Source organism: Brevibacillus fortis, from assembly GCF_046196545.1.
GTDB classification, from domain to species: Bacteria; Bacillota; Bacilli; order Brevibacillales; family Brevibacillaceae; genus Brevibacillus; species Brevibacillus fortis_A.
On the sequence record NZ_CP176370.1, the window covers coordinates 1,380,040 to 1,407,027 of the forward strand.

Genomic DNA, 26,988 nt, shown 5'->3' on the forward strand with positions numbered 1-26,988 from the left:
GAGCTTCACCGGCGTTGGTGGAGCTCTCTGATTTTTTGCATCAATGGTTGTCCGATACTCGGAGCGAATTGATCGTAGACTGGCTGCAATGCTTCGATCCAGGCGGCACGTTCTTCTGCTGTCTGGATGTGGATGTGCATTTCACCATTTTCTTGGAGCAAGCGCAGCTGTTTGTCGTTCATCGAAACAGCCAATTGATTATTGTAAGCTGTCGCCTCCTGCATCGCTTCAGATATGGCCTGCTGAATATCGGCGGGGAGGTTGTTCCAAAACGTTTTATTGATCACGACGGCATAACCCAGATAGCTGTGATTGCTGATCGTCATGTGCTTTTGTACTTGGTAGAGTCGTTTGGTGTACACATTGGAGATCGTATTTTCTTCGCCGTCTACTTTTCCGGTAGCCAGCATGCTGTATAATTCATTGAAGGAAGAGCCTACAGGGATTGCCTGGAGCGTGCGAAACTGAGCTTCGATCACGTTGCCTGGAATGATGCGCAATCGTTGACCGACAAAATCGGAAGGCATGATCAACGGGCGATTGGCTGTCACTTGCTTAAAGCCGCTTCCCCAGAAGGCGAGTCCTTTCATGTCGGAATCTTCTAGCTTATCAAATAGTATTTGGCCGATTTCTCCATTGAATACCGTTTCGACATCTTCTTGCGATCGAAACAGATAAGGCAGATCAAGGACAGCCCACTCAGGAATGCTGTTAGAGAGATAGGAGAATGCAGGTGCGATCATCTGGATCTCTCCGTTTTGCAAGGCAGTCATCTCGGTTTTCTCGGTGTGAAGGATACTGTTGGGAAAGACCTGTACCTCTACACGTCCGTTTGTCTTTTCCTTCACCAACTGGGAAAATCGTTCGATGCTTAGCCCCTTTGGCGTATTTTCCGCGATCACGTGGCTGAACTTGATAATAATTTGGTTGGACAGTCCTACCTGTTCTTCGTCGTATCCTCTGTTTTCCATCAGGAGATCCGGTCCGAAGCCTATAATGACAGCGCTCACAAGTCCGAGAAGGACAATGAATGTACTGGTTACCAACGATTTCATTTTCATACACCTGCTTACGTTGAATGAATTTGAGTTGCAAACCCAATGGAAAGGAAAGAACGAACCTGTTCGAACGCTTAACAATTAAATGGAAGATTATGCTGCTCTCCGTCGGAATCGTTCTTTTTTCCTTGATTATCGGAAACCTGATCATGGCCGGAGGGATTATTCGGATTACGGAAACCCAACTGGGACAACGGCTGATGACCACAGCGCGCACGGTTGCGACGATTCCCAATGTACAAAAAAGCATTCAGGAACCAGACGGGTGGAAGGTCATCCAACCGACAGCAAATAGCTTGCGCGTCGTCAACGATGTGACGTATATCGTCGTGCTGAATATGGAGCGTGTCCGTTACTCAGACCCGCTAGATGAGCGGATTGGTACGGTGTTTATGGATCCTGCGGTTGATGAGGCCTATGCCGAGCACTCCTATTTTCAAAAAGTCAAAGGAGAGATGGGAACGGCTTTGCGGGCCTACGTGCCAATCATGGATGACCAGCATCAGCAGGTGGGTGTTGTCTTGGTCGGACGTGTCATGCCTGATGTTTGGGGGATCTTGTACAGTGAGCGAAACAATATCGCGCTGACCTTTTTCTTCTCCTTATTGTTCGGGGTGTGGGGCTCCTATCAGTTGGCCCGTCACATGAAAAAGCAGATGCTCGACCTGGAGCCGGACGAAATCGCACGAATCCTGGTAGAGAGAACCGCGACCTTCCATGCTATGCACGAGGGGGTCATCGCCATCGACATTCGGGAGAGAATCACGATTTTTAACGACCGGGCGAAGCAAATTTTTGGCATAGAAGGAGAGGTGCTGGGCAAGCAAATACGGTCTGTCCTGCACGACACCAGATTACCAGAAGTGCTGGAGCTTCGCCAGAATTTTACCAACACAGAAATTCACGTCGGCAATACACTGCTCTGGTCCAACCGTTTTCTGATCAAGGTCGAGGAAAAGATCGTCGGCGCGATTGCGATTTTTCAGGACAGAACAGAAGTAGCGAGAATGGCGGAGGAGCTGACAGGCGTAAGAGAATTCGTCGGTGCACTGCGGGTACAAAATCACGAGCACATGAACCATTTGCATACCATCGCGGGCTTGCTCCAGCTCCATCAGCATGAAAAGGCGCTCGCGTACTTGTTCGAGGTCAACGAGCAGCAGGAGGAGCTCACCTCCTTTTTAACGACGCGGATCATGGATGAGAATCTATCTGGGCTCTTGATTGGCAAAGTAAGTCGCGGAAGAGAGCTGGGCATCCGTGTCGTCATTGATCGCAGGAGTCATCTGGAACGTTTTCCGCCGTACATGGATCATCATAATTTCGTGCTTATTTTGGGGAATCTGATCGAGAATGCCTTTGATTCTCTGGAGCGAATCGAACGCGAGGATAAGGAGATCATGATCAGTATCGAGCAAGACGAAGAGATTTGTTCCATTCTGGTGGAGGACAACGGAATCGGCATGGACGAAGAGACGCGCCAACGCATGCTGGAACGGGGATTTTCTACGAAAGAACGTGCGCACCGTGGACTTGGTCTGCATCTGGTGCATCAATTGGTCAATAAAGGGGGAGGCGAGCTGGTTTGCCATTCGGCACGAGGAGAAGGGGCCAGCTTTCTCATAACGTTTCCGATGGGGGAAGTGGAAAGTCATGGAGAAGGATAACGATAACATTCGCGTACTGATTATGGAAGACGATCCGATGGTACAGGAAATCAACAAGCAATTCATTGAGCGTGTACCGGGCTTTGTCGTGGTCGGAATTGCAGCCAACGGGGCAGATGGACTCAAGCTAGTGAATGAGCTCACTCCTGACTTGGTGATCATTGATATTTTCATGCCGATCCAGGACGGGGTGAAGGCGCTGATGGAGTTGCGCGCCGCCAAACATGCTGTGGACGTCATCGTCGTGACAGCTGCAAAGGACAAGACCACGATCCAGTCTATGCTGCGCAATGGGGCGATGGACTATATTATCAAGCCGTTTCAGTTTGAACGGATCAAGCAGTCGTTGGAAAACTATCGGGAGTTTCGCCGACGGATTGATTGGGAGGGAACCGCATCCCAGGATGAGGTCGACCAGCTGTTATTCCGCAAAAGCCCGGAAAAAGAACAAGCCGAAGCTACTACAGGCAGGGCAGTGCTACCGAAGGGACTGCACGCTGTCACCATGGAGCAAATCATGCGCCAAATCGAGAAAGAGAGTCAGCCGCTCTCGGCAGATGACGTGGCCGAACGCGTAGGGATCGCGAGAGTGACGGCCAGGCGGTATTTGGACTATCTGGAGAAGAGCGGGAGTGTCCGAATGGATGTCAGCTATGGTGGGGTAGGCAGACCGACAAATCGCTATCTACTTGTCACTCCACAAGATGCGGGGGGCACGGGAGGTAGAGAGCGCCATGATCGATTATGAAGCCCTGATAGGCTCGCTGTTTGATATCGTGCATGTAACAGACGCAGAAGGCAGAACCTTGTATGGCTCGGAACGATACGAGGAATTTTTCGGAATCGATCCCAGGGAGATGATGGGCAAGCCGATCGAGGAGTTTCATCATCTCGGTTATTTTGCGCCAACGATCACAATGCGGGTCATTCGTGACAAGAAAAAGGTACACACGATTCAAACCACCCGGAAAAATCGCAAGCTTTTTGTCGAAGGCACACCGATTTGGGATCAGGAAGGAAAATTTAGCGGAGTGATCCATACGTTCATTGATATAACAAGCCAGGAGCAACTACAGCAGGAATTACATGAAGTCAAATATGTTGGGACTGTCTTGCAGAGTGAAATGACCAAGGAGAACAACAGAAAAAAGGGAGAGACTAGCTTGATCTATCGCAGTCAGTCCATGGAGCAGGTCGCGATGATGGCTAAAAAACTGTCACAGGTAGAATCATCCATGATCCTGTTAGGAGAATCGGGTGTCGGAAAAGGCGTGCTGGCCAAATACATCCACGAGTGCAGTCCGCGAGTGGACAAGCCATTCGTGCACATCAACTGTGGAGCCATTCCTGAGACATTGCTGGAATCAGAGCTGTTTGGCTATGAAAAGGGTGCTTTTACAGGAGCGGACAAGGATGGCAAGGCAGGTTTGATTGAAAAGGCAAACGGAGGCACGCTGTTTTTGGACGAGATCGGAGAAATGTCACTCTCCTTGCAAGTGAAGCTGTTGAATGTGTTGCAAGAAAAAACCATTACGCCCGTAGGTAGCTCTGTTTCGCGAAAAGTAGATGTAAAGCTGATCACTGCCACGAATAAAAACCTGCGTCAAATGGTCAAGGAAGGCAGGTTTCGCGAGGATTTGTACTATCGCATTCATGTCGTTCCATTGGAAATTCCACCGCTGCGCGAACGGCAGGAAGAGATACCCGTGCTCGTTCATTACTTTCTCAATGTCTTTTCGCAAAAGTACTGTTTGGAAAGACAGCTCACAGATACCTGCTATCGCATCCTCAGCGAATACGATTGGCCTGGCAATGTACGAGAGTTGGAAAATGTGGTGGAACGGCTCGTCGTCACGTCGAACGATGTCCTCATTACGCCCGCGCAAATTCCGCGTTATATTCATAACCAAGAATACAGTGAGCACAAAGGAATCAAGGTCGATCGTGTGATGGCGATGCAGGATGCCATGGACGAGGTTGAGCGCCAGCTCATGCACCGGGCGTATGAGCAGCATAAGACAACGACAAAGGTAGCGGAAGCGCTCGGAATCAGCCAGCCGTCTGCAAGTCGCAAGCTGCGAAAATGGCTATGCACCATTTGACACAGATGTACGATACGATAATGGGGAGAGAAACCGGAGGAGGAGAGTGGTCAGATGAACAAAGGGAAAGCATTGCGAGCGGGAGATACAATCGGAGTAGTGGCAACCTCTAGCCCTGCTACAGAAGAAGTGCTGAACAAAGCAATGGCAGAGCTGCAAGGTTTGGGATACAAGGTGAAAATATCGGATACGTGCCGAGAATCGTACGGTGGGTATTTGGCGGGAACTCCTGAGCACAGGGCGGCTGAGCTGAATGCCATGTTCGTCGACGAGGAAGTGGACGGGATCATGTGCATGCGCGGCGGTTACGGTTCCCCACAAATCCTGCCCTTGCTCGATTATGACCTCATCGCCCAAAACCCGAAGCTGTTTATCGGCTACAGTGACATTACGGCGCTACATACCGTTTTCGGACAATGGGCGAATCTGGCTACCCTTCACGGACCAATGGCTACCTCAGACATCGCACATGGACTGGATGACTGGTCCAAGCAATATTTGCTGCGCGCCATGACTCGACCCGAGCCATTGGGAGCGATCATTAATCCGCCTGGGGAAGAAATCGTCTGTCTCGTCGAAGGTCAGGCAGCTGGACCCGTAGTCGGTGGGAATCTCGCGCTTGTCTCCGCCTTGATGGGGACACCCTACCAGCTCGATACGAGAGGCAAGCTGTTGTTCCTGGAGGATATCGACGAAGAGCCGTACCGGATTGACCGCATGCTGACACAGCTTGCCTTGGGTGGCTTGTTTGATGATTGTGCGGGCGTCGTTATCGGGACATGGACCGATTGTGAGCCGAAAAAGCGCGAAGGCTTCTCTGTCTGGGATGTGTTTCAAAATATCGTCGTACCGTACGGAAAACCGACCATTTGGAACATTCAGATCGGGCATGGCGCGTGCAACATCGCTCTCCCTCTGGGCGTAGAGGCCAGTCTCGACGCGACAAATGGTGAACTGGTGATCGAAGAGAGTGTAACTATATAACGAGAATGCTTTTTCTTTCAAGAAGGCTTCCCCAACCATTGCAGAGTTCCAATAAGTGGATTCCTTTTTCTAGACGAAGAAAGGCTGCCGAGTTTCTCGACAGCCTTAAAATAGGGGAAGGGAATCTCCTAATTCTTCTTTTCTTCGCAGCTATGAATCTTTCAGCCCGGTAATCACTCTTGAAGCACGTTTTTCACCCGGGATAGTGAAAATTTGATATTGATGCTGAAGCTCGACTTCCTTCTTATTCCATTCACTTGAATCTTTTTGCTCAGCTTGTCCCTAATGTTTATCGCTATTTTCCACGACCAGTCCCCTCCCTCAATGGAGAAGAGTACCCACTGTACCCCAAAAAAGAGGAAAAAGCTGCCTACCGCTTAATCGGCAGAAAATGATAACCAAACACTAAATCAATCAAGGCACTTGCTTCTTGACGCTTCAGCGAATCTTTTGCGCGGAATGTGAAAGAGCCATCTGCGCTTATCTTCGTATCAGGATCGACGATGCCTTGTGAAGCAAGAGTACTGATCGCATCTTTTGCCCATGCATCGGCTGTGTCTTGCAGATTCACTTTGCTGGTTGCCGCCGGTTCAAGCTGTTTCAAAGTTTGGATCATGACAGCAGCGGTTGTCTTGAGATAGGTGCCGAAAGGTTCAAATCAGGGATGCTCGCGGCCAATTGCTGTCTATTCCTGTCTTTATCCCCAGAAAATCCATACCAGCCATATGCTTTGACCAAGGCATCAATAAATTCACCTTATGTCATGGTGCCTGTAGGATCAAATTTACCTCCTGTTTTTGCTCCCATAATGGAAAGAGCGCTGAGATTGTTGATATAGGTCTTATAGCTACTGGTGTCAGAGACGTCTGAGTAAGTCTCTTTCCTATCCACTTTTTGTGAATGGGCAACAGCATGTGTGACATCTTTTGGCGTGGAATAATAGAAGTATTTGAGGTTACCGTCTTTGTCTTCCTTGAACGCGATTTTATTGCCTTCCTCATCTACAAACAGCAGTGGATGAATCATTCGCAGCTTTTGTTTTCCATTGCTTTTATCTTCCAGCTTGAGTGAGCCATTCTCGTAGGCGAGGTGCGGGTCCAAAAGCCACGCGTATTTTGGTACAGCTCGATATATTTTTGCGCTTCCTTTTCACTCAATGGCAAGTAATCAGGCTCTGCTTTTTCTTTTTCCGGGAAATAATGATCCATGAACTCTTTGAAAATATCGGATCTCATGTCCGAATCATTGTTGTAGGACATATAAAAGGCGGTTTTTTGTTCTGGGATCAATACGATCAGGGAAGCATGGCCAGGTATGTTTCCACCCTTGAAAACAACGTGCTGACCATTTGCCAGCTCTCTATAAAGGTTTTCAAAGCCTACTGTTGTGACCGGGATGTCCTTTTTCGCGAAAATCTGGTAAGTATGCATCAAGTCCATGCTTTTCTGGCTGACGATTTCCTTGCCGTCAAATTTTCCGTTTTGCAGTTGCATGATCAAGTACTTGGCCATGTCTTCTCCTGTTGATAGAATGCTTCCCTGTGGAGCATCACTTGGAATGAATCCTTCTTCCGGATGTGGCTCGCCATTAGGTCTGTAATGGGCAGCCATTCTCTTCAAAAGCTCAGGCTTCAAGCGTACGCTACTCGAGGTCATTCCGAGAGGCTTGAACACTTTTTCATCCATATACTTGGCATATGGGATTCCGCTTGCTTTTTCCACGGCGTAGCCAGCGAGTAAGAATCCAGTATTATCATACGTATAGACCTCGCCAGGTGGTCGGATGACGGTCGAAGCCGCTTGAGTAGGTAAGCATGTCGTACAGGGTGACCGGTTTTCCTGTCGTATTGGGAATTTTTAGCCCACCGAGATATTCCTCTACATTGCCATGCAGGTCAATTTTGCCCGCATCTACTTGCTGCAAGACGGCCATGGCGGTAAAGGTTTTCGTTACAGAGCCAATTTGGAACACCGTGTCTTTATCAACCGGAATTTTCTTTTCCTTGTCAGCGAAGCCGTAACCTTTGTTCACGATGACCTTGCCATCACGGACGACAACAAAGTTGGAACCTTTTACATTAAATTTTTTCATTTTCTCTGCAAACAGTTGATCGGCAAACGCTTCTATCTCTTAGGCATCCAGCTGTCCTTTTATGTTAGTGGCAGCATGATTCTCCTTTAGGTTTTTGCTAACACGTTTTGGCGCACCGACTCCGAGAGTGTGCGCTTGAGCACAATATGGCAAAGCTTGTGTCATACTCGGTAGTTACTTTCTGTCATATGGCATTTTGGCACTCTCTCATATCGCGTTCAGCGCATTACGGAGCAAATGAAAAAGGCTGTCGAGTTTCTCAACAGCCATACAGTGGGGGAGAGTAGTTATTAATCTTTCAGCTCAGTAATCACTTTTGAAGCGCATTTTTCATCCGGGGTAGGGAACATTTGATATTGATGCTGAAGCTCGATTTGCTTCTCATTCAAGTCACTTGAATTTTTTTGCTCAGCTTGTCCCTTGTGTTTATCGCTATTTTCCACGACCAGTCACCTCCCTCAAAGGAGTAGGGTATACAACAAGTCCCTACTTTATCCCAAAAAGAGGAAAAGGCTGCTTATCGTTTAATCGGCAATGAATAGTAGCCAAACGCTAAATCAAGCAAGGCACTTGCTTCTTGGCGCTTCAGTAAATCTTTTCCACGGAATGTGAAAGAGCCATCTGCGTTTACCTTCGTGTCAGGATCGACGATGCCTTGTGAAACAAGAGCAGTGATCGCATCTGCTGCCCATGCATCGGCTGTGTCTTGCAGCGTCACTTTACTGGTTGCTACAGGTTCAAGCTGCTTTAAATTTTGGATCATGGCAGCAGCTACTTGTCTTGTGATTGGTGCCGATGGGTTCAAATTAGGGATGCCCGCGGCCAATTGCTGTCTAATTCCGTCTTCACTTCCGGCCATTACGTACTGGCCTTGTGCTTTGATCAGGGCGTCAGCAAATTCGCTTTGTGTCATGGTTCCTGTAGGATCAAATTTACTTCCTGTTTTCGCTCCCATAATGGAAAAGGCGCTGAGGTTGTTGATATGGGTCTTATAGCTGCTGGTGTTAGGGACGTCTGAGTAGGTGTTTTTCATTTCCATTTTTTGTGAATCGGCAGCAAGGCTAACGCCTTTTGGTGTTGTATGATAGAAGTATTTGATGTTACCGTTTTTGTCTTCCTTGAACGCGAGTTTTTCGCCTTCCTCATCTACAAATAGCAATGGGTGAATCATTCGCAGCTTTTGTTTTCCGGTTTCCTTACCCTCAAGCACGAGTGATCCATTCTCATAGGTAATAGAAGTGCGAGTCCAATAGGCACGCGTATTTTGATACAGCCCGAAATATTTTTGCGCATCCGCTTCACTCAAGGGCAAGTAAACAGGCTCTGGATCTGCTTTTGCTTTGGCTTTTTCGGGGAAATAATGATCCATGAATTCTTTGTAAATATCAGCGCTAATCATTGTATCATTGTTGTAGGACATGAAAAAGCCGGTTTTTTGTTCCGGGATCAATACCATCAGGGAAGAATGGCCTGGCATGTTTCCGCCCTTCAAAACAACGTGCTGACCATTTGCATACTCTGGAAAATAGTTTTCAAAGCCTACGGTTGTGATCGGGATGTCCTTCTCCGCGAAAATCTGGTGCGTATGCATCAATTCCATGCTTTTCTGGCTGACGATTTCCTTGCCGTCAAATTTTCCGTTTTGCAGCTGCATGATCATGTACTTTGCCATGTCTTCTGCTGTTGATAGAATGCTTCCCTGCGGACCATCAGTTGGAGCGTGTCCTTCTGCCGGACGTGGCTCGCCATTAAGATCGTAATGGGCAGCCATTCTCTTCAAGAGCTCAGGCTTGAAACGTACACTGGTCGAGGTCATTCCGAGAGGCTTGAACACTTTTTCATCCATATACTGGGCAAAGGGGATTCCACTTGCTTTTTCCACGGCGTAGCCAGCGAGCAAGAATCCTGTATTATCATACGTATAGGCTTCGCCAGGTGGTCGGATGACGGTCGGCATGTGCTTTGGAAGGAATTCATCCATAGAGATGTCCTGCCCGATGTATTGTGGACCGGTAAAGGTAGTTTCGTCAGGCAATTCGAAGCCGGTTGTGTAGGTGAGCAAGTCGTACATGGTGACCGGTTTTCCTGTCTTATTCGGAATTTTTAGCCCACCGAGATATTCCTCTATATTGCCATGCAGGTCAATTTTACCCGCATCGACTTGCTGCATGGCAGCCAAGGCGGTAAAGGTTTTCGATACTGAGGCAATTTGGAACACCGTGTCTTTATCAACAGGGATTTTCTTTTCCTTGTCAGCAAAGCCGTAGCCTTTGTTCACGATGACTTTGCCATCACGGACGACAACAAAGCTGGAACCAGCCACATTATATTCTTTCATTTTCTCTGCAAACAGTGGATCGGCAAACGCTTCTATTTCTTTGGCATCCAGCGGTCCTTTGGCAGCAATGGAAGAAGCCTGATTGGATTCCACAGCATTTAGCGGCTGCGTGCACGCGGCAATCAAGGTCGTGGAGAGAAGAAAAACGACGAGACTCATTTTTTGTATCACTTTTTTCATGTGAGATTCTCCTTTTGTTGTGGCAACACATTTTGACGCACCGACTCCGAAAGTGAGCGCTTGAGCACAGTATGGCAAAGCTCGCGTCATACTCGGTAGTTACTTTCTGTCATCACTTTTCCGACTTACAAAATTCTTTGATGAAATGACATGACTTAGCCTGTCATATGACATTTTGATACTGGCTCATGTGACGCGTAGTGGATTACGGTAAGGGCAGACCGTCATCATCGTGTCGGAAAAAGGTATAGATAGGAGAGAATTAGCTTAGATGAAAAGAGCGATCATGCGCAACGTTCAAAATGTTATCTTTTTGCTGTTTACATTTGCCTCGGGGTTATTTTATGTATGTTTTTACTTGGTCAGTATCATGCTTGGCTTGGCCTTGTCATTTACCGTAGTGGGAATTCCGTTGCTCACCAATGTGTTGCGTACAACCCAAATCTTTGTCCAGCATGAACGTATTCAGACGAAGATTTATACTGATATTTCGATAGAACCTTTGGAAACGAGACAAAGAGCAGAGGGAAATCAATGGATGCAGGCAAAGGCGGAATTAATGAATGTGAGAAACTGGATTTCGGTTTATTGGCTGATGCAAAAATTTGTCATAGGCTGTATCTGCCTTGTGATCGGAGTGCTCATCTACATTGCACCCATATGTTTTGCGTTCATACCGTTGCTCTATCCTTATTTGGAGTTAACTTTTTTCGGGATCCCGGTGGATTCAGAGCTGATGGCATTGCAAATTATGAGTTTGGGATTCATACTCATGATCGGGTGCTCCATGATTGGGAACGGACTGGTACAATTAATTGGTGGGTATACCCGCTTGATGTTCAAAGCAATTAGGAGATGATGGTTTGTTAGATATCGTAAAACAATGGGCCTGGTATGACTGGGTGATGCTTTTTTTACGTTTGCTTATTTGCTTTTTTCTCACCGTTACGACCGCACAATATGTAGATTCTCTTACTCTGCCCTTGTGGATTGTCATTTTGTGGGAAATTATGGTTTTTTCTGTTCCGTGGATTTGTTTACTGCTGAACTATCGTTACTACCTGATTGCAGAAATGCTCATGTTTGGCGGATTATCGATTTATCTCACGTCTATGTTTCCGGAGGCGTACCTTACTTTTTTGATGCCAGCTTTTTTGATTGCAGCCAATAGTGCGGAGAAATCGTATCGCTGGTCGGCTCCCATTACGATTGTTTTCATCCCACTGTTGATTATGTTTTTTTCGCGGAAAATTGAATTGCTCGAGATATTCCCGCAAGTAGGGCTTGCTTATGTGGTGGGGTTTGCCTTTCATTTGCTTATCGTCAATCATCGGCAAAATGAAATTATTCGCAAGCAAAACAGTGTGCTGGAGCAGTACCTCACCCAAATCGAGAGAGTGACGCTGCTGGAAGAGAGGGACCGACTCTCCAAGGATCTGCATGATACGATGGGGCATTCCTATGTCTCGATCATCATGGGGCTGGAAACCTTGCGTCAGGATGTGGTGTCGCAGGAAGGGACGCAAAAGCTCGACTCCCTCTTGAAGCTTGCGCGAAACGGCATGAAGGAAGTGAGAGGGTACTTGCATCAGATGGGGTCACCGCAAGAAACGCTTCCCTTGGTTCATTCGCTGAAGCAGCTCGCGGAGGAGTTTCAGACACATGCAAAGGTGAATGTGCGGTTTCGTGCGATCGGAGAAGAGTATCCTGTTGGTAAGCAGGTGAAAATGACCTTGTTTCGCTGCTTGCAGGAATCTTTGACGAATGCCGTACGCCACGGGCAGGCTACGGACATCGTCGTTTCCTTGCATTTTGAGCAGCAACAGACCAGGCTGGAGGTACAGGATAACGGTCACGGGGTGGAAAACTGGAAGGATGGCTTCGGGATCACGACAATGAAAGAGAGGGCCGCTCAATTGCAAGGAAGAGTATCCGTATACTCAGAGCGGGGAGAAGGAACGCTCATTACTTGTTTTGTGCCGAGGCTGATGGAGAGCGCCGATGAAATCATTCGTTTGTTTATCGTCGATGATCACTCGTTTATTCGGGATAGCTTGCGCACTATACTCGAGGGACAGCGGGACCTGCGGGTAGTCGGGACGGCCGAGGATGGGGCGCAGGCTGTGGAGCTGTGTGAGGAGCTAGAACCAGACCTAGTGCTGATGGACGTGGAGATGCCGAATATGGACGGGATCACTGCGACAAAACGAATCAAGGAAAAATGGCCCGGTATTCGTGTCCTTGTCCTGTCTACGTTTCAGGATACGGAAAAAGCCAAGGAAATCATGCGCAGTGGTGCAGACGGCTATCTCTTGAAATCAATTGAATCACGCGAGCTTGCGGAAACGATTCGCCTCGTCCATCGCGGCGGTACGATGATTGCGCAGGACCTGTTTCATAAAATGCTGGATTCACAGCCAGTAACCGAACAGGAAGATTTGCTAGTTGCACCGAATATAAGCGAAAAAGACGAGAATGTTTATGGTTTAACGAAGCGGGAGCAGGAGATTTTGCAGATGCTTTCCCAAGGCATGCGCTATAAAACGATCGCTTCCAAGCTGTATTTGTCAGACGGGACAGTGCGTAACTATGCATCGGCTCTGTATGACAAGCTCGGGGTGCGGAATCGGGATGACGCAGTAGAAAAAGGGCAAAGGGAAGGACTTCTGTAACGTATGACAGCCAGGGAGAGTAGGCCCTGGCTTTTTGTATGGGAAATGGGGATTGCTCAAAGGTATTTCACAAATCCACACCAATGCTCCGTTCAATTTGACAGCTATTTACAGATAGTTGTATATTAAACTATCAAATGTAACCCCTATATACATAAACAATTCTCCTATCAAAACTCCACGAGGAGGAATGACACGATGGAAATGTCTATCACAAGAGGACTCTCAGAATTAAAATTACTTGATAAAAGAATCCAAAAAGGAATCAATGAAACGACTTTCATGTCTTCGGCGATTGGACATAAGCCAGTATCTGGCTATACTTCAACAGAGCTGTATGAGGAAACGACAGAGCGCAACTACCAATCAGTCGTTGATTTAATAAAAAGAAGACAAAAAATTAAGTCACTGATCGTCGAGTCCAACGCAAAGACGATGGTAACGATTAGCGGCAAGAGAATGACAGTTGCCGAAGCAATCGAGCGAAAAACGTCCATTCAATATGAGAAATTACTGCTGGAGAAAATGAGAAGAGATTACAACCATGCTGTCACGCAGGTTGAATCGAAAAATGAAGAAGTACAGCTGCGATTGGAAAAGCTGCTCGAAGCGAACTTTGGCAAAGACTCCAAGGTGAAGGATACGGAAATGGAAGCCATCTCCAAACCATTTAAAGAGCAAAATGAAGCGAAGCTCGTAGACCCATTGAAGTTGAAAGAGAAAATGGACACGCTTAGTAAAGAAATCGATGAGTTTGAGTGTGAAGTCGATTTTATCCTAAGTGAATCCAATACGATTACCAAAATCAATCTTGTGGATTAACAGTTGTGTGATTTGCTAGTCATTTGAATAGCTGATAAACGAGAGTCCCTTGCCTAGTGGGTTAACTAGGCCATCCTACAAATTATTTAGCGAATACGAGGATGAAAGCTCAAAGATGAACGTTCAGATTTCAAAACTTACGTGTCAAAGCTCTTTAGGCTTAAAGGTTAGGATTCAAGATGTAAGACTCGATGAAATCTTGGGGCATTGGTCAATAAAAGTACACTCTCTGGACTTTTCAGCAACCACAAGCTAAATGGTTAGCAACTAGCACTCTAACAAAGTAGAGATATGTTGAGAAATGATTTTCAACGTACCTCTACTTTTTTATTTAAACGAAACGGTTAAGAAATAGAAAAGAAATGTCGATACAAATTAGGAAGAAAAGGAAAAAATTGATTGTGCCATACAAGGAAAGTCAGGGAGTGAAGCAATGGAATTTGAGTTTCATGTTACCTTCAACGATCTCCAATTTGATGAAAAGGCAGCTTTTGTCGATCTCTGCCAATCGCAACAAGTGAAACCGGTCATGATCGTCTTGGATCAGGGAAATTACATCAATCAACCGATGATAACAGGAGTAATCAAACGACCAGATTTTCATGAAGCCAATAAAGAGATGGAAAAGATTGCAGCTACGTTTCAAAACAACGGTTTTACCATCGTCCGAAAAAAAGTAGAGATTTCTCCAAAGGAAGAAACGTATTTTTACCAGCCCATCCTAAAACATTCGAAGCCTTACTTCGAATGGCATGGCAAAGTACAGGTCGATGATGTCGCCGCGTTACAAAATTTATGTGAGGGCCATGGCGGACATATTTCGAGAAACTCTTTGAATGCGAATGGAAAAGTGAGATTTATCACCGTCCGAGAATATGAGAGCCCGAAACAGTTTTATGATCGAGTAGAAAAGATACATACCATTTTGCAAGCAAATCAGATCGGGCTAATCAAAGAACAATATGAACTATGTATTTATGACAGCCGCGAAGAACTGGACAGCGGCTGGATTTCCTAATTTTTAGATGGAGGATCATGATGATTACGTATGAGGATGTAGCAGAGCTGGAATATGAGGCGAGAGAGCTTGTTGTTTTAGAAGCACTGTTGAGAAGAATTGCTCTAGTGAATATGCCCTTTGTATTAAAAGGCAGCCTTCTAACCAGACAATATTTGGACAACCGAGAGATTCGGGACGCGGATGACATCGACTTATTGTATGCGGGGAAGATCAGGGACGTCGAACATGCGCATGAAGTATTTACACAATGGATGATTCAAGTAACCGAAATGGATCTGAACGACGGCGTCGTGTTTAGAAGTTTTCGAGAGAATGCATTTTGGAGATATATCGACTACGCAATGGCAGATGATTTTCCGACGATCAATACGGATATTGCCTATTATTTCAAAGGTCAACCAAGGGAAGCGGATAACTATAACGAGCTGAATCTGGATATTTCGTTTAACCTGCAAATGGATGCAGACCCGGTTCCGCTAGAGTACCAACCTGTTTTTGGGGAAAGCTTTCTTGTTCCGTACACTGTGCCCTTGTCCATCCAGGTTGCTTGGAAGCTGCATCAAACGATTGTGAGGCCGAGGTTTAAAGACTTGTACGATTTGAAATTTTTACTCTCTCACCCGTCCTATGACAACGATGCTCTCAAGGAAACATTACAGGCGCTCGTGAACGAATGCAGTATCGATCCATCTATTAAAAAAGCGGATATGAAAAAGGTGCTTGTTGATGATTTACATCACATATACGATTCATTATCCTACGATTACGACTTGAGAAAATATGCTGGCAGCATGGATCGAGGGCTTTATTTTACGCAGTTTGTCAGTGATTTGCGTAAAAAGATGGATTTTGCCGGGATTAATGGGTATGCGTTTGAAAATTTACCGAGTCCAACTCAAAAAAAACTGTAATAAGATTTGAAGCAAAAGCTGCTTGTTCCATCTGGCCAGTTAGAAGGAATGAGCATTTTCATGTTTAAGGATGTTAGGTATACATCTTGGTAAGAATGTTAGATCAGCTGATATACCAATTGGCTCAATAGTATATGTTTAATAGATATGATCAATATTCTGTATGATTATTTTAAAATAGCAGCGAAGAGATATGTAGAAAAAAGATCGGAGGAAAAGCAAGGGCTTGAAAAGTATTTGGAAGCCATGAGAAAAAACTTGAATATAGAATTGAGGTGATCAACTTGTACAAAGAATTAGATAATTTTATAACTGGCTGCCAAAATACCGTCGATTATTGGTATGACTATGGGTGCATAATTGCGACTGACATGTTAGCGAAGTTCAGCCAAAAGGATTGGGAAGACCTGGTCAGTCATGTAATGATGAAACCGTTAGAATGGCAGCGAAAACTCGCGTACTGCATGGACAATTCTTGTAACGAACATGAACTGAATATTCTATTATCGTTGCTGAGTACGGAAGATGAGGAACTTTTCGTGATCTGTGTAGATACGTTGAGAAGTTATACGACTCCGGAAGGTAAGCAAATAATACGAGATAATTCCGCCATTGTCGAACGGGTAAATGAATTGATTCCCACAGCTGGTGTTGCAGCCAGACGAGTATTAGTGGATTTTCTTGAGAAATTACATGGCTAGTTATCACCACTATATAGCAACCAAAGCAATAGAATGGAGAAGTGACAAATATAGCGATGACCATCCAAACATACAAATTTTGAAATATGAAAATGTATTTCAAGATTGCCTCGTTTTCAACACGCTTGGAGTGAGTCATTATGAAGACATACTAATAGATCTTGTGGAAGTTTCAATGGTAGTGGATTCCGTTTTTAGCAGTACGGGAAATATCCTTGCCAACACTTTGTTTTTTTGTATACAGAATGCATTGGAAATAGGGCGAGGAACTGCAATTAGAGGGATTGAACGATTTGATAAGTCATTCGTTGAAAAGTATCAAAAACATGCCATTTACTTTACGGAGCCGTTTGCTTTCCCTGTAGAATACAGCCATGTTTGTACGGGAAGTACAAAGAAAGGCGGTACGATTCTGTTAGCATTCTTTATCTCGCAAGCGGAATACGACTACCTGATACTAAACGGAACGGAAAAATTTGAGGACTTACTCGAAAGGAATGAAGTCGATACATTTTTTGTAGGGAGAAAATGTATGATAGAAACGTAAGCAATTATGCAATTGTGTAGGATGGTTTTTCTTTTAATAACAGACAGCTTCTATACCGATATATGTGTGAATGGCTACTTTATGGTGAAGTATGGGAATGACAGATATGAAGTGTTAGAAAAAATGGACTGACATAAAAAGAATAGAACCACTCCATTCACCACATACTACAAACGCTATATCTATACCATGAGAGGTGGAGCGGGATGAGTATGACAATGAGTCGGCCCGTGACCGACGTACTTAATAAACAGGTTGCCAACTGGTCTGTGCTGTATATGAAGCTGCATCATTATCACTGGTTTGTCAAAGGCCCGAATTTTTTTACCCTGCATGAAAAATTCGAGGAGCTATACAACGAGGCAGCCAAAAATGTGGATGAGCTGGCGGAGCGGTTGTTAACGGTTGGAGGCAAGCCTGTTTCGACGTTGAAGGCTTGTATGGAGCAGGCTTCCATTAAGGAAGCGACAGGTGGAGAGTCTGCGGATCAGATGGTAGAGGCAGTCGTGAGCGATTTTACACTCCTGATCAAAGAGCTCAAAGAAGGTATTACAGCCGCGGAAGCAGGGGACGATGAAGCGACTGGGGATATGTTCTTGGGGATCATGGACAGCTTGCAAAAGCATGTGTGGATGCTGCAAGCTCACTTGGGAAAATAACGAGAAATTCTTTTTGCAAGCAAAGCTGATGCCATGGGGTATCGGCTTTTTTCCTATGTACTCATGAAGGCAAAGTGCAGGTCTGGCCTGATTTGGGACAACACCCATGTTCCCAAGAAAGACATGCTGGTGTAAACTAACTTTGTGTTGAATTAGAGAAAGCACTTTCATGATGGAAAGGATGTACATTCCCATGGCATCACCCTATGTTACATTTAATCGCGAGCAGTGGAGTGCTTTACGGGCTTCCACGCCGTTGACCATATCTGATAACGAGCTTTCCCTTTTGCAGGGCTTGAACGAGAAAATGTCCATGACGGAAGTCTCCGACATTTACCTTCCGTTGTCCCGTCTGCTGAATTTGTATGTCGGGGGCACGCAGGAGCTGTACCAGGCGACTCACACTTTTTTAGGGAACCAGGATGGCAAGGTTCCATTTATTATCGGTATCGCAGGTAGTGTAGCTGTAGGCAAAAGCACAACGGCTCGCATATTGCAGACGCTGTTGTCCCGCTGGCCGAATCATCCGAAGGTAGATTTAGTAACGACAGATGGATTCCTGTATCCGAACAAGGTTCTAGAAGATAGAGGAATCATGAAGCGCAAGGGATTCCCGGAAAGTTATGACTTGCGCCGTTTTATCCATTTTTTATCCGATGTAAAATCGGGTTTGCCTGAAGTGAAAGCGCCAGTTTATTCCCACCTTGTGTATGACATCGTACCAGATGAATGGCAGACCGTCAGACAGCCTGACATTTTGATTGTCGAAGGCTTGAATGTGCTGCAACCTCCCAGAGGTGACGAAAACGATGCTCGTATTTCCGAGGTCATTGTTTCCGATTTCTTTGACTTCACGATCTACGTGCACGCGGAAGAGAAGCATATCCTGCAATGGTATGTAGAGCGGTTCAAGCTACTACGTCAGACCGCGTTCTCCGATCCATCCTCGTATTTCAAGCGTTATGCGAGTCTGTCTGATGAGGAGGCGACTGAGGTAGCCACTGGCATTTGGACGGAGATCAACGGAGCCAACCTGCGCCAAAATATTTTGCCGACGCGTGTTCGCGCTCAATTGATTTTGGACAAGGGACAGGATCATATGATACAAAGCGTAAAGCTGCGCAAGCTATAGATAAAAGGTGGGAGACGGTTGTCATGAAAGTGATTAGTGCCTGTTTGATCGGCTGTGAATGCCGTTACGATCAGAAGTCATGCTTGGACCAAGAGCTGGAGCAATTGCTCCGGGAAGGAAAGGCTATACCCGTCTGTCCTGAACAGCTGGGAGGCTTGCCAACACCACGACCGCCAGCAGAAATCATCGGGGGGACTGGAGAAGATGTTTTGGATGGCAAAGCACGCATCATAGACAATACAGGTCGAGATGTCACCGAGGAATTTTTGATGGGGGCGAACCAAGCGCTGAAGCTGGCGAAAACGGTTGGAGCCACATCTGCCATCTTAAAAGAAAACAGCCCGTCCTGTGGAAGCTCTTTCGTTTACGATGGCAGCTTTTCCGGGAAAAAAGTGCCGGGTGTCGGTCTGACGGCGGCGCTGTTTCGCCGAAACGGGATTGAGGTAATATCTGAGTCATTAGTATCCAATGAATAATAAAAGGGGACGCGATGGGTAGCGTCCCTTTTTACAATCTGCTCATATAATAGGCGGTCTCTTCAAGCAACTCCTGTATTTTGAACCAAGAACGCCAGACAGAAAAACTAAAGAAAACACATCCAACAAATGTGAAAATAGGAAGGCCACTATCAAGAATAAGATTTCGCAGTAAAAACCAAACGGCCAGAGTGTACGACAAGATTAGGGAATAAAAGATGACATTGCGCTCTTCTCGAATGAGCAGATCGATTTTATTCTCCAGTAATGAAAACTCCAGTTGGTTGTCTTTGTGCATTTGTTGGCGATCTACTCGAGCGCCTGGGGTTACAAAGCTGTACAGCTCTATTTCTTCCCCGTCTGGCTCCTTGAGAAATTCCACTTGAAACATCACACCTGTAAAAATCGATCGTTTCATGTACAGATTGTCATTATAGAGGCGATTTTCATATTCCCATACTTGCCAGATAATAAACGAGGCAATGAATAGGATGAAGACAGTCGTCAATTTCCAGTACGGTATCGGTACAATCTTTTTTCGAAAAGAACGATCTAGCTCCATTTAATCAGATCCTTTGGAATTTTTACCATATGATACCATAAAGAAGACCCTTCACGAAGCATAATGCCTGATGGAAGGGTCTTCCTAATTTTTACAACTCCTTCAACAACCGCTCCAGCTTCTTCTGCTGATCCTTCCGTTTCTTTTTCGCAATCCGGTCTTCTTCTTGCAGTGCCATGACAAGAGAAAAGCACATCAGGACCATGATGACAGTAAAAGGCAGTGCTGCCACAATGGAGGCTGTCTGCAAGCCTTCTAAGCCGCCGCTTAACAAAAGAACGATTGCGATAGCGGATTGGAGGATACCCCAGGTGAATTTTACCCGATTCGAAGGGTCCAGGTTGCCATCAGAAGACAGCATGCCGAGCACGAAAATAGCTGAATCCGCCGACGTGATAAAAAACGTGATGATCAACAAAATCGCAACGACATCGAGAATATATCCCATGGGCAACTGCTCCAGTGCGAGGAACAACGCAGTCGAGATGTCACGTTGTACCGCTGCCCCTATAGGTGCTTGATCAAAAATTTCGAGGTGAAGCGCAGTCCCGCCAAACACGGAAAACCAGATGAAGCTCAACAAACTCGGTACGAGCATCACGCAAATGACGAATTCCTTGATCGTGCGACCTTTGGAGACGCGTGCGATAAACATGCCGACGAACGGCGCCCAGGCAATCCACCACGACCAGTAAAACAGCGTCCAGTTGGCTACCCATGTTCCTTGTGTAAAAGGGGTCAGCCGCAAGCTCATCGAGATGAGATTGTTCAAATAACTGCCCAGCGTGCTGGTGAAAGCGTCAAAAATAAACGAGGTTGGTCCCAATACGAGCGTCAGCAGGAGGAGCAACAAGGCCAATACCAGATTCGTATTGCTCAAATATTTGATTCCCCGATCCAGCCCTGTCGTAGCCGAGAGCAGAAATAGTACCGTAATAATGGAAATGATCATGATTTGCACGGTGGTGTTGGACGGCAATCCAAAGAGGTGAGACAAGCCTCCGTTTATTTGCAGAGTTCCGAGACCAAGTGAGGTGGCGACACCGAATGCCGTGGCGATGACAGCCAGAATATCGATCCCTTTTCCGAGCGGTCCGTGTATGCGCTCACCGAGCAGCGGGCCAAAGGTGGAGGAGATCAAGCCCTTCGCTCCTTTGCGAAATTGAAAATACGCGAGAGCGAGAGCGATGAGAGCGTAGATCCCCCAAGGATGCAGGCCCCAGTGAAAAAATGCATAACGCAGAGCGGTTTGTGCGGCTTCGGTCGTTTGTCCAGTCACACCTGCTGGCGGAGAGAAGTAATGAGAGACGGGCTCCGCTACTCCCCAGAAGACAAGACCAATCCCCATCCCAGCAGAAAATAACATGGCAAACCATGTAGGCAACGAATATTCTGGCTCGTCATCGTCGCTCCCCAAAGGGATTTGTCCGTATCTGCTAAAGGCGAGGAAGATGCAAAAGATCAGAAAACCGAAAGTCACGATCAAATAAAACCAGCCAAAATTCGTCGTGGTCACTTTCAGTACATGGGAAGCCGCAGAGGCGAAAAGCTCAGGAGAAATCGCGCCGAACAGCACAATGACAAATACAATGACCAAGGATATCAGGAAAGTCATCTTTATCCTCCCGGGAATCTACAAGAAATGGTAATAGTTTATCATCCCGCGTGATTTCCAAGATTATTCCGGATGTGACCGCCCTGAATGAAGTTACGGTGAAAACGTCTCGATAAACCGATTCGCTGCTTTGGACAGATGGCGTCCAGACTGCCAAACGACAGCAGCGGAAGAATAAATGGAAGTTCCGGAGAGTCGAATCCCGCGAATTTGTTCGCTCTGATGAGTCTCCCATGCCGAGATGGGGACGATGGAGGAACCGACCGAGGAGGCGACCATGCTGACGATGAGAGAGATGTCCGGGCACTCGCAGATAACGTGCGGTTCCACGCCTAAACGGGAGAATTCCTTGATAATCAAGTCGTAAATGCCCAATCCTGGTGTGCTCGGCATGATTAGCGGTAGCTCGGCGATCTCGCGCATTTCGATTTCCTTGCGATCGGCATAGGGGGAGGTGGCAGGAACGATGAGCACAAAATCCTCTTCCTCCAACGGAATCATGGTGCAGTTGTTCAACGAGTGGGGAAGGCGTACGATAGCGACTTCTATGGTTCTTCGCTCCAGCCACTGATTGAGAAGCTGCGTATCACCTTTCCAGATTTTATATGTAATGAGCGGATATTTTTGCTGAAACACACGAATTTGTTCTGGCAGGCGGTAGGCTGACAGTGCACTGACACCGATGGATAACGTCCCCCGAATGCCTTCGCCTGTTTCCTTGACCTCGGAGAGAGCTTCCTCCATTTGATGAACGATATTGAGCGCCTGCTTATAGAGGGTGATGCCTGCTTCTGTCAGGACCATTTGTTTTCCTGAGCGCTCTACGAGCATGACCCCGAGCTCCTCCTCCATTTGCTTCAGCTGCTGACTCAAAGGCGGCTGGGCCATGTTCAGTCTTTTAGCCGCCCCCGTTATCTGACCTTCTTCTGCTATGGCGATAAAGTAACGCAGTTGCCGAATATCCACACACAATGCCTTCTTTCCTTACGAGAATGGTTCCATATGAAAACGATATGAAAATTAGATTTTATAGATATTTTTCATATTGATGAAGCTATGATAGCATGTTTCCTGTGAATCTTCACTTCATGGAATAGACATAAAGGAAAGAAGGGGAAATCCGTGCGTACGTGGATGGAAAAGCTATTTCACTTGCGCGCTTACGACACGACGTTTCAAAGGGAACTCATCGCCGGATTTATTGGCTTTGTCACCATTGTCTACATTGTTGCCGTAAACGCTTCGATTTTAAATGATGCTGGAATACCGATGGAAGCAGGCATTCTGGCGACTGTATTGACGGCATTTATCGGGTCACTTCTTATGGCCTTTTGGGCAAATGCTCCTATTATTCTGGTTCCCGGCATGGGGATCAACGCCCTGTTTACGTACACGTTATGCCAATCGATGGGCCTCACTTGGCAGGAAGCATTGGCTGCTGTTTTTGTTTCTGGTCTGATCTTTACTGTGATTGCCTTTACCAGGGCCGCGACGATATTGTCCAATGCGATTCCCTCATCGCTAAAAGAAGCGATTACCGTTGGAATTGGGCTGTTCTTGACCTTCATCGGTCTGCAAAAAGGCGGGCTGATCGTCATGAACCCGTCTACATTTGTCGCGCTGGGGGACTTATCCAGCCCGCATGTAATCGTCACGCTGATTACTTTGATTGTTACGTTGATTTTGTTTGTTCGCAATGTACCGGGTAACTTCTTGATCGGAATTGCGGTTGGTACAGGACTTGGCTTTTTGTTCGGGATTGTCGAACCAGGAGGGGGAGGATCGTTTTCGTTTGCAGATTACGGAAGCGTATTTGCGGGTCTTTCTTTTTCTGCCATTTGGGCGTTGCCATTTTGGATTGCGACCTTCTCATTGGCGATGGTCATCGTCTTTGAAAATATTGGCTTGATTCATGGGCATACCTCGATGGTTGGACAGCCGCAAAAGTTCGGCCGTTCGCTGCAAGCGAATGCGTTGTCGGCTGCCATCTCTGGCATTTTGGGAACCAGTCCGACAGTTTCGACGGTGGAGACCGCGGCAGGAATCGCAGCAGGGGGACGGACAGGACTGACCGCCCTTGTAACAGGCACCTTGTTCCTGCTCTCGCTCGGTTTGCTTCCTGTCATTAAAATGATTCCGGATGGAGCCATTGCTCCCGTGCTCATCATCATTGGCGCACTGATGCTGCAAAATGTACAGAATATCAATTTGAAGGACTTCTCGGAAGGCTTCCCTGCCTTTTTGATCATCGTGATTATCCCGTTGTCCTACAGCATTGTAGATGGAATTGCGTTTGGATTCGTGGCGTATCCGCTCATGAAGCTCGCATTGGGCAAACGTCGCGAAGTGCCTGCGCTGATGTACGTCATTGCGGGATTGTTCTTGCTGAATCTCATGCTGCCGATATTCGCATAGAGAGTGGGTTACCCTCGACTTCGGTCGGGGGTTTTTTTGTTCCGTTGTTCCGTTCTCCCGTGCGATATGCCTCGGAAAACCTTAAAAACAATGAAAAAGTCCCTTGCCAATGAGAGAGGCAAAGGGACTTTTTTGTGGAGAGCTGTGGATTGATTATCGTTTTACCAGCGTAAACGCTTGTTTTACTTGGTCCAGAGACATCATCAGAGGGATGAATTTCTTACCTTCTTTGCTTGCTGGGTCAAATACTGTGTCTTGTGGCAAGCTTGCTACATAAACCGTGTTGGTTGCTTGGTTACGTGCAATTTCGTAGCCTACTGGTGGCTCGTCCGGGTTGTTCAGTTTTTTCCAGTCATTCAGGTCAAACGCGGTGATAACCACAACAGGTGTACGATCTTCTGCTTTGTCAGCATTGAAGATGAAGCGGGTTACACTCTTTGCTTCTGGCAAGTATTCGTCTGCATTTGGGCCAGTTTTTTCCTCAACAAGGATGTTGCCGTTCCAGGATTTTGGACCTTTAAAAGCAAAGGCAGAGTCTTGGCTTTTGAAAGTATCGTGATAGACTTCGAGTGGTTTTACAGCTGGTTCGAAGTTGGCACTCATCAATTCCCATTTGGTTTGGTTCCACTTCCATTTGGATTTGAGGTAGCCGCGAACATCTGCATTGTAATCACCAGTAAGACGCTCTGTGCCTTCCAGTACGTAGAGACCATTTTTGTTGAGATCGATTGGTTTGAGTTCTACGAAGTCCGCTCCGACTACACCTGCTTTGTTTTTATCCAGACCTGGCAGGCTGAGTTCTTTCGCTTTTCCATCCTTCGTGGTGTAGATGTGATTGGTTGTGTATCCGCCGCTTCCGCCAGTGCTTGCAGTAACCATGATCTCGCCTTTTTTATCGTAAGTGAAATCTTGAACGGAGAGCTTCGGCTCGTAGCCGTTGTCCTTCACGTCGATGTTAAAAGATTTCTTCGTTTTGCCATCTGTTACTTTAATAGTCAGGTCCTTAACGTATGGGCTGTTTTTCTCTTTTTTTCCGTATAGAACGACTGTGTCTGCGGTCTTGTCACCCGTTACGTCTGCTGTTTTTTTCGTAATTTCTTGCAAGCCTTTTGCTGTAGAAGTTGTGTTGCTTGCATCTGCTGTCATTGCATACCCACCAGTGAAAAGTACGGAAGTAAGTACCGTTCCTGTTACGAGTTTGTTCAAGTGTTTCATGTGTTTCATGTGATGAATCTCCTCCCCAGTCTTGCTGACTGATCATGATGTCATGTGTAGTGTGCTGTATGTTGTGCTTGTCCTTGCTACACGTTCATTATGTACGATAGTGTGGATGCATTGGTTACAGACTACCGTCATAAATCCTACAAATCAGTAACAGGTAAATGTTAGGGTGCTAGGAGGTTGCTCGCTTCTTTTAGCAGTGCCTCGCTGCTTTGCTCCAACAGCATGGGATAGAGACGTGTTTTGTCTGGAGCTAACGCGAGGAGCTGATCGTATACCGCAGCAGAGGCATAGAGCAAGTCAGAATCGTGGATAATCTGCTGCAAGGAGCGTTCATCAGCGAATCCTGCGATCATGTGTTGAATCTGTTCGATACCTGCCTCTTGTACACGTCCGGCCATCCATTCCCCGCCTTTTTTTCCGAGACAAACAAATCCAACTGCACGGCCTGCCTCCAAGCGAGCGATCTCCAGAAGCGTGCTCGTCTGGGCATTTGCTCCAATGATGAGGACTGATTTGTGATAACGAGCAGCTAATTCTTTTACTTCATCTGCATGGTTGACGGTGGTGACAATTTGGTCGGCATCTTGAAAGGCAGAGAGGATATCTGAATGGTTTTCAAGATAGGCAACCTGAATGGGCTGGCCGATGATCTCTTCTATTTTCCTACGATAAAAAGGATGATCATGCTCGTGACATTCCACCAAGAGCCATCGAGCTTCTTTTTTGGACCGGGAAAGAAACAAATGTCCGTAAGCAATGGAAGCAAGCATAAGCTCATCCAGCGAAAACGGAAGCTGCTGTGCTTCGGTCATGAATGTTTTGGCGTGATCATAAAGCGATTGCTGGCGCATGCGAAAGGTAGTAATCGCAGGTTTGTCGGCGATAGAAGTACCGCGACCCTTTTGCATATGGACGAGGCCTTCATCCCGTAGCTGGGTGTATACAACATTGATGGTGTTGCGGTTGACTTGCAGCTGATCCGCTAATTGGGCAGCGGGTGGAAGCATTTCGCCAGGTTGAAGGTGTCCTAGGCCAATGAGAAGCTTCAATTGTTCTTTAATTTGCACATGGATCGGGATTGGAAAGTCCGCATTTAGCCGTACAAGTGATTGAGCCATGGTTATTCGCCTCACAGTTTGGTGTTTGTATTCATTTTACTAAATATCTAGGTAACTAGCTATTATTTGTGTTTTTGTAAGATACCTTACAGAACAAGGAAGGGTCGCTTGCTACGATGTGAGTAGGAGGTGGCTGTGATGAGTGATGGATGGAGCGTAAAGGAATTTGTAGCCAAAATGAAGGGGAGAAGCAGAACGCCCTTGAAAATATCTGGCCCGGTTGCTCTGATTGGGGGCCTTGGGGGATTAGTGACGATAGGGGTACTGGGCATGCTGACGGAATTAACCACCGCTGTCTGGTTGATGGCTTCATTTGGAGCAAGTTGTGTGCTTGCTTTTGTGGCCTGGGATTCGCCGTTATCTCAGCCGCGCAATATCATCGGGGGGCATTTTTTCACCAGCTTGGTCGGCGTGATTCTTTATCAAATAGGCGGATCGCAGCTGTGGGTAGTAGCAGTTAGTGTTGGTCTTGCGATTGTCGCCATGCATGTGACGAAAACGACACATCCTCCTGCGGGTGCCAATCCGATCGTCATTGTCATGGACGGCAAGGGGTGGGAGTTTTTATTGTCTCCGGTACTCATAGGTGCAGTAGTGGTTGTGCTGATTGCTCTGTTCGTCAATAACATGCATAAGAAACGTGCGTATCCTGTGTTTTGGGTATAGCAGTATCACAGTAAAGAATGGCCGCCT

General features: G+C 46.5%; 24 protein-coding genes and 1 pseudogene. 16 read left to right on the forward strand and 9 right to left on the reverse strand.

All coding sequences use genetic code 11. The features are described from left to right. Window positions 1-5: 5 nt before the first annotated feature. Complete coding sequence (locus tag ACKKE8_RS07465) at window positions 6-1,055, reverse strand: DctP family TRAP transporter solute-binding subunit (RefSeq protein WP_409177606.1); 1,050 nt, start codon at window positions 1,053-1,055, stop codon at window positions 6-8. 98 nt (window positions 1,056-1,153) lie between these two features. Here ACKKE8_RS07465 and ACKKE8_RS07470 point away from each other — a divergent pair, with 98 nt between their 5' ends. Genes ACKKE8_RS07470 through ACKKE8_RS07485 form a run of 4 tightly spaced genes read left to right on the forward strand, consistent with a single transcriptional unit; the run spans window position 1,154 to window position 5,811 of the window. Further along, on the forward strand, window positions 1,154-2,725 hold the full coding sequence (locus ACKKE8_RS07470) for an ATP-binding protein (protein WP_409177607.1): 1,572 nt from the start codon (window positions 1,154-1,156) through the stop codon (window positions 2,723-2,725). Next, complete coding sequence (locus tag ACKKE8_RS07475) at window positions 2,712-3,473, forward strand: response regulator (protein WP_409177608.1); 762 nt, start codon at window positions 2,712-2,714, stop codon at window positions 3,471-3,473. The genes ACKKE8_RS07470 and ACKKE8_RS07475 overlap by 14 nt, the downstream gene beginning before the upstream one ends. Then, the gene (locus ACKKE8_RS07480) at window positions 3,460-4,827 is read left to right on the forward strand and encodes a sigma-54 interaction domain-containing protein (RefSeq protein WP_409177609.1); all 1,368 of its coding nucleotides are present in this window, start codon (window positions 3,460-3,462) and stop codon (window positions 4,825-4,827) included. Before ACKKE8_RS07475 ends, ACKKE8_RS07480 begins: the two co-directional genes overlap by 14 nt. 54 nt (window positions 4,828-4,881) lie before the next feature. Then, complete coding sequence (locus tag ACKKE8_RS07485) at window positions 4,882-5,811, forward strand: LD-carboxypeptidase (protein ID WP_409177610.1); 930 nt, start codon at window positions 4,882-4,884, stop codon at window positions 5,809-5,811. A 370-nt stretch (window positions 5,812-6,181) separates the two neighbouring features. On the opposite strand, the pseudogene ACKKE8_RS07490 reads toward ACKKE8_RS07485, so the two are convergent. The 3 genes and pseudogenes from ACKKE8_RS07490 to ACKKE8_RS07500 all read right to left on the reverse strand — a co-directional run. Continuing rightward, window positions 6,182-7,941 (reverse strand): annotated as a pseudogene (locus tag ACKKE8_RS07490) (serine hydrolase); the annotation flags it as partial. Between the two features lie 251 nt (window positions 7,942-8,192). Further along, the gene (locus ACKKE8_RS07495; protein WP_409177611.1) at window positions 8,193-8,345 is read right to left on the reverse strand and encodes a hypothetical protein; all 153 of its coding nucleotides are present in this window, start codon (window positions 8,343-8,345) and stop codon (window positions 8,193-8,195) included. A 74-nt stretch (window positions 8,346-8,419) separates the two neighbouring features. Then, complete coding sequence (locus ACKKE8_RS07500) at window positions 8,420-10,420, reverse strand: serine hydrolase (protein WP_409177612.1); 2,001 nt, start codon at window positions 10,418-10,420, stop codon at window positions 8,420-8,422. Window positions 10,421-10,691: 271 nt separating this feature from the next. On the opposite strand from ACKKE8_RS07500, the gene ACKKE8_RS07505 reads away from it, so the two are divergent. The 10 genes from ACKKE8_RS07505 (at window position 10,692) to ACKKE8_RS07550 (ending at window position 19,361) form a co-directional block, all read left to right on the forward strand. Then, window positions 10,692-11,279: a sensor domain-containing protein gene (locus tag ACKKE8_RS07505; protein ID WP_409177613.1), complete on the forward strand. Its 588-nt coding sequence runs from the start codon at window positions 10,692-10,694 to the stop codon at window positions 11,277-11,279. Between the two features lie 4 nt (window positions 11,280-11,283). After that, a complete protein-coding gene (locus ACKKE8_RS07510) occupies window positions 11,284-13,092 on the forward strand; it encodes a response regulator (RefSeq protein ID WP_409177614.1) in 1,809 nt (602 codons plus the stop codon). A 198-nt stretch (window positions 13,093-13,290) separates the two neighbouring features. Continuing rightward, window positions 13,291-13,914, forward strand: coding sequence for a hypothetical protein (locus ACKKE8_RS07515; RefSeq protein ID WP_409177615.1), 624 nt, complete (start codon window positions 13,291-13,293; stop codon window positions 13,912-13,914). A gap of 433 nt (window positions 13,915-14,347) precedes the next feature. Then, window positions 14,348-14,932 (forward strand): hypothetical protein, encoded by a 585-nt coding sequence (locus ACKKE8_RS07520; RefSeq protein ID WP_409177616.1) that lies wholly within the window; start codon window positions 14,348-14,350, stop codon window positions 14,930-14,932. 20 nt (window positions 14,933-14,952) lie between these two features. Continuing rightward, window positions 14,953-15,846: a nucleotidyl transferase AbiEii/AbiGii toxin family protein gene (locus ACKKE8_RS07525; RefSeq protein ID WP_409177617.1), complete on the forward strand. Its 894-nt coding sequence runs from the start codon at window positions 14,953-14,955 to the stop codon at window positions 15,844-15,846. A 284-nt stretch (window positions 15,847-16,130) separates the two neighbouring features. Then, window positions 16,131-16,547: a hypothetical protein gene (locus tag ACKKE8_RS07530; RefSeq protein WP_409177618.1), complete on the forward strand. Its 417-nt coding sequence runs from the start codon at window positions 16,131-16,133 to the stop codon at window positions 16,545-16,547. Continuing rightward, window positions 16,540-17,094 carry a suppressor of fused domain protein gene (locus tag ACKKE8_RS07535; protein ID WP_409177619.1) on the forward strand — a complete coding sequence of 185 codons (555 nt, stop codon included), beginning with the start codon at window positions 16,540-16,542 and terminating at the stop codon, window positions 17,092-17,094. Before ACKKE8_RS07530 ends, ACKKE8_RS07535 begins: the two co-directional genes overlap by 8 nt. A gap of 206 nt (window positions 17,095-17,300) precedes the next feature. Beyond that, window positions 17,301-17,753, forward strand: coding sequence for a Dps family protein (locus tag ACKKE8_RS07540; RefSeq protein WP_007726053.1), 453 nt, complete (start codon window positions 17,301-17,303; stop codon window positions 17,751-17,753). Between the two features lie 193 nt (window positions 17,754-17,946). Continuing rightward, window positions 17,947-18,885: a type I pantothenate kinase gene (gene coaA / locus ACKKE8_RS07545; RefSeq protein WP_409177620.1), complete on the forward strand. Its 939-nt coding sequence runs from the start codon at window positions 17,947-17,949 to the stop codon at window positions 18,883-18,885. A 23-nt stretch (window positions 18,886-18,908) separates the two neighbouring features. Further along, complete coding sequence (locus tag ACKKE8_RS07550; protein ID WP_409177621.1) at window positions 18,909-19,361, forward strand: DUF523 domain-containing protein; 453 nt, start codon at window positions 18,909-18,911, stop codon at window positions 19,359-19,361. A 31-nt stretch (window positions 19,362-19,392) separates the two neighbouring features. On the opposite strand, the gene ACKKE8_RS07555 is transcribed toward ACKKE8_RS07550, so the two are convergent. From ACKKE8_RS07555 to ACKKE8_RS07565, 3 genes are all read right to left on the reverse strand, one after another. Further along, window positions 19,393-19,923 carry a hypothetical protein gene (locus tag ACKKE8_RS07555; protein ID WP_409177622.1) on the reverse strand — a complete coding sequence of 177 codons (531 nt, stop codon included), beginning with the start codon at window positions 19,921-19,923 and terminating at the stop codon, window positions 19,393-19,395. A gap of 91 nt (window positions 19,924-20,014) precedes the next feature. After that, window positions 20,015-21,538: a BCCT family transporter gene (locus tag ACKKE8_RS07560; RefSeq protein ID WP_409177623.1), complete on the reverse strand. Its 1,524-nt coding sequence runs from the start codon at window positions 21,536-21,538 to the stop codon at window positions 20,015-20,017. Window positions 21,539-21,631: 93 nt separating this feature from the next. Continuing rightward, complete coding sequence (locus ACKKE8_RS07565) at window positions 21,632-22,504, reverse strand: LysR family transcriptional regulator (RefSeq protein WP_409177624.1); 873 nt, start codon at window positions 22,502-22,504, stop codon at window positions 21,632-21,634. A gap of 168 nt (window positions 22,505-22,672) precedes the next feature. Here ACKKE8_RS07565 and ACKKE8_RS07570 point away from each other — a divergent pair, with 168 nt between their 5' ends. Continuing rightward, a complete protein-coding gene (locus tag ACKKE8_RS07570) occupies window positions 22,673-23,953 on the forward strand; it encodes an NCS2 family permease (RefSeq protein ID WP_409179080.1) in 1,281 nt (426 codons plus the stop codon). A gap of 153 nt (window positions 23,954-24,106) precedes the next feature. Here ACKKE8_RS07570 and ACKKE8_RS07575 read toward each other — a convergent pair whose 3' ends face one another. Both ACKKE8_RS07575 and ACKKE8_RS07580 read right to left on the reverse strand, forming a co-directional pair. Then, complete coding sequence (locus ACKKE8_RS07575) at window positions 24,107-25,177, reverse strand: hypothetical protein (RefSeq protein WP_409177625.1); 1,071 nt, start codon at window positions 25,175-25,177, stop codon at window positions 24,107-24,109. Between the two features lie 161 nt (window positions 25,178-25,338). Beyond that, window positions 25,339-26,295: a GntR family transcriptional regulator gene (locus ACKKE8_RS07580; RefSeq protein ID WP_409177626.1), complete on the reverse strand. Its 957-nt coding sequence runs from the start codon at window positions 26,293-26,295 to the stop codon at window positions 25,339-25,341. A gap of 138 nt (window positions 26,296-26,433) precedes the next feature. Between ACKKE8_RS07580 and ACKKE8_RS07585 the strand changes: the two genes are divergently transcribed. After that, window positions 26,434-26,961, forward strand: coding sequence for an HPP family protein (locus ACKKE8_RS07585; protein WP_409177627.1), 528 nt, complete (start codon window positions 26,434-26,436; stop codon window positions 26,959-26,961). Window positions 26,962-26,988: the final 27 nt, after the last annotated feature.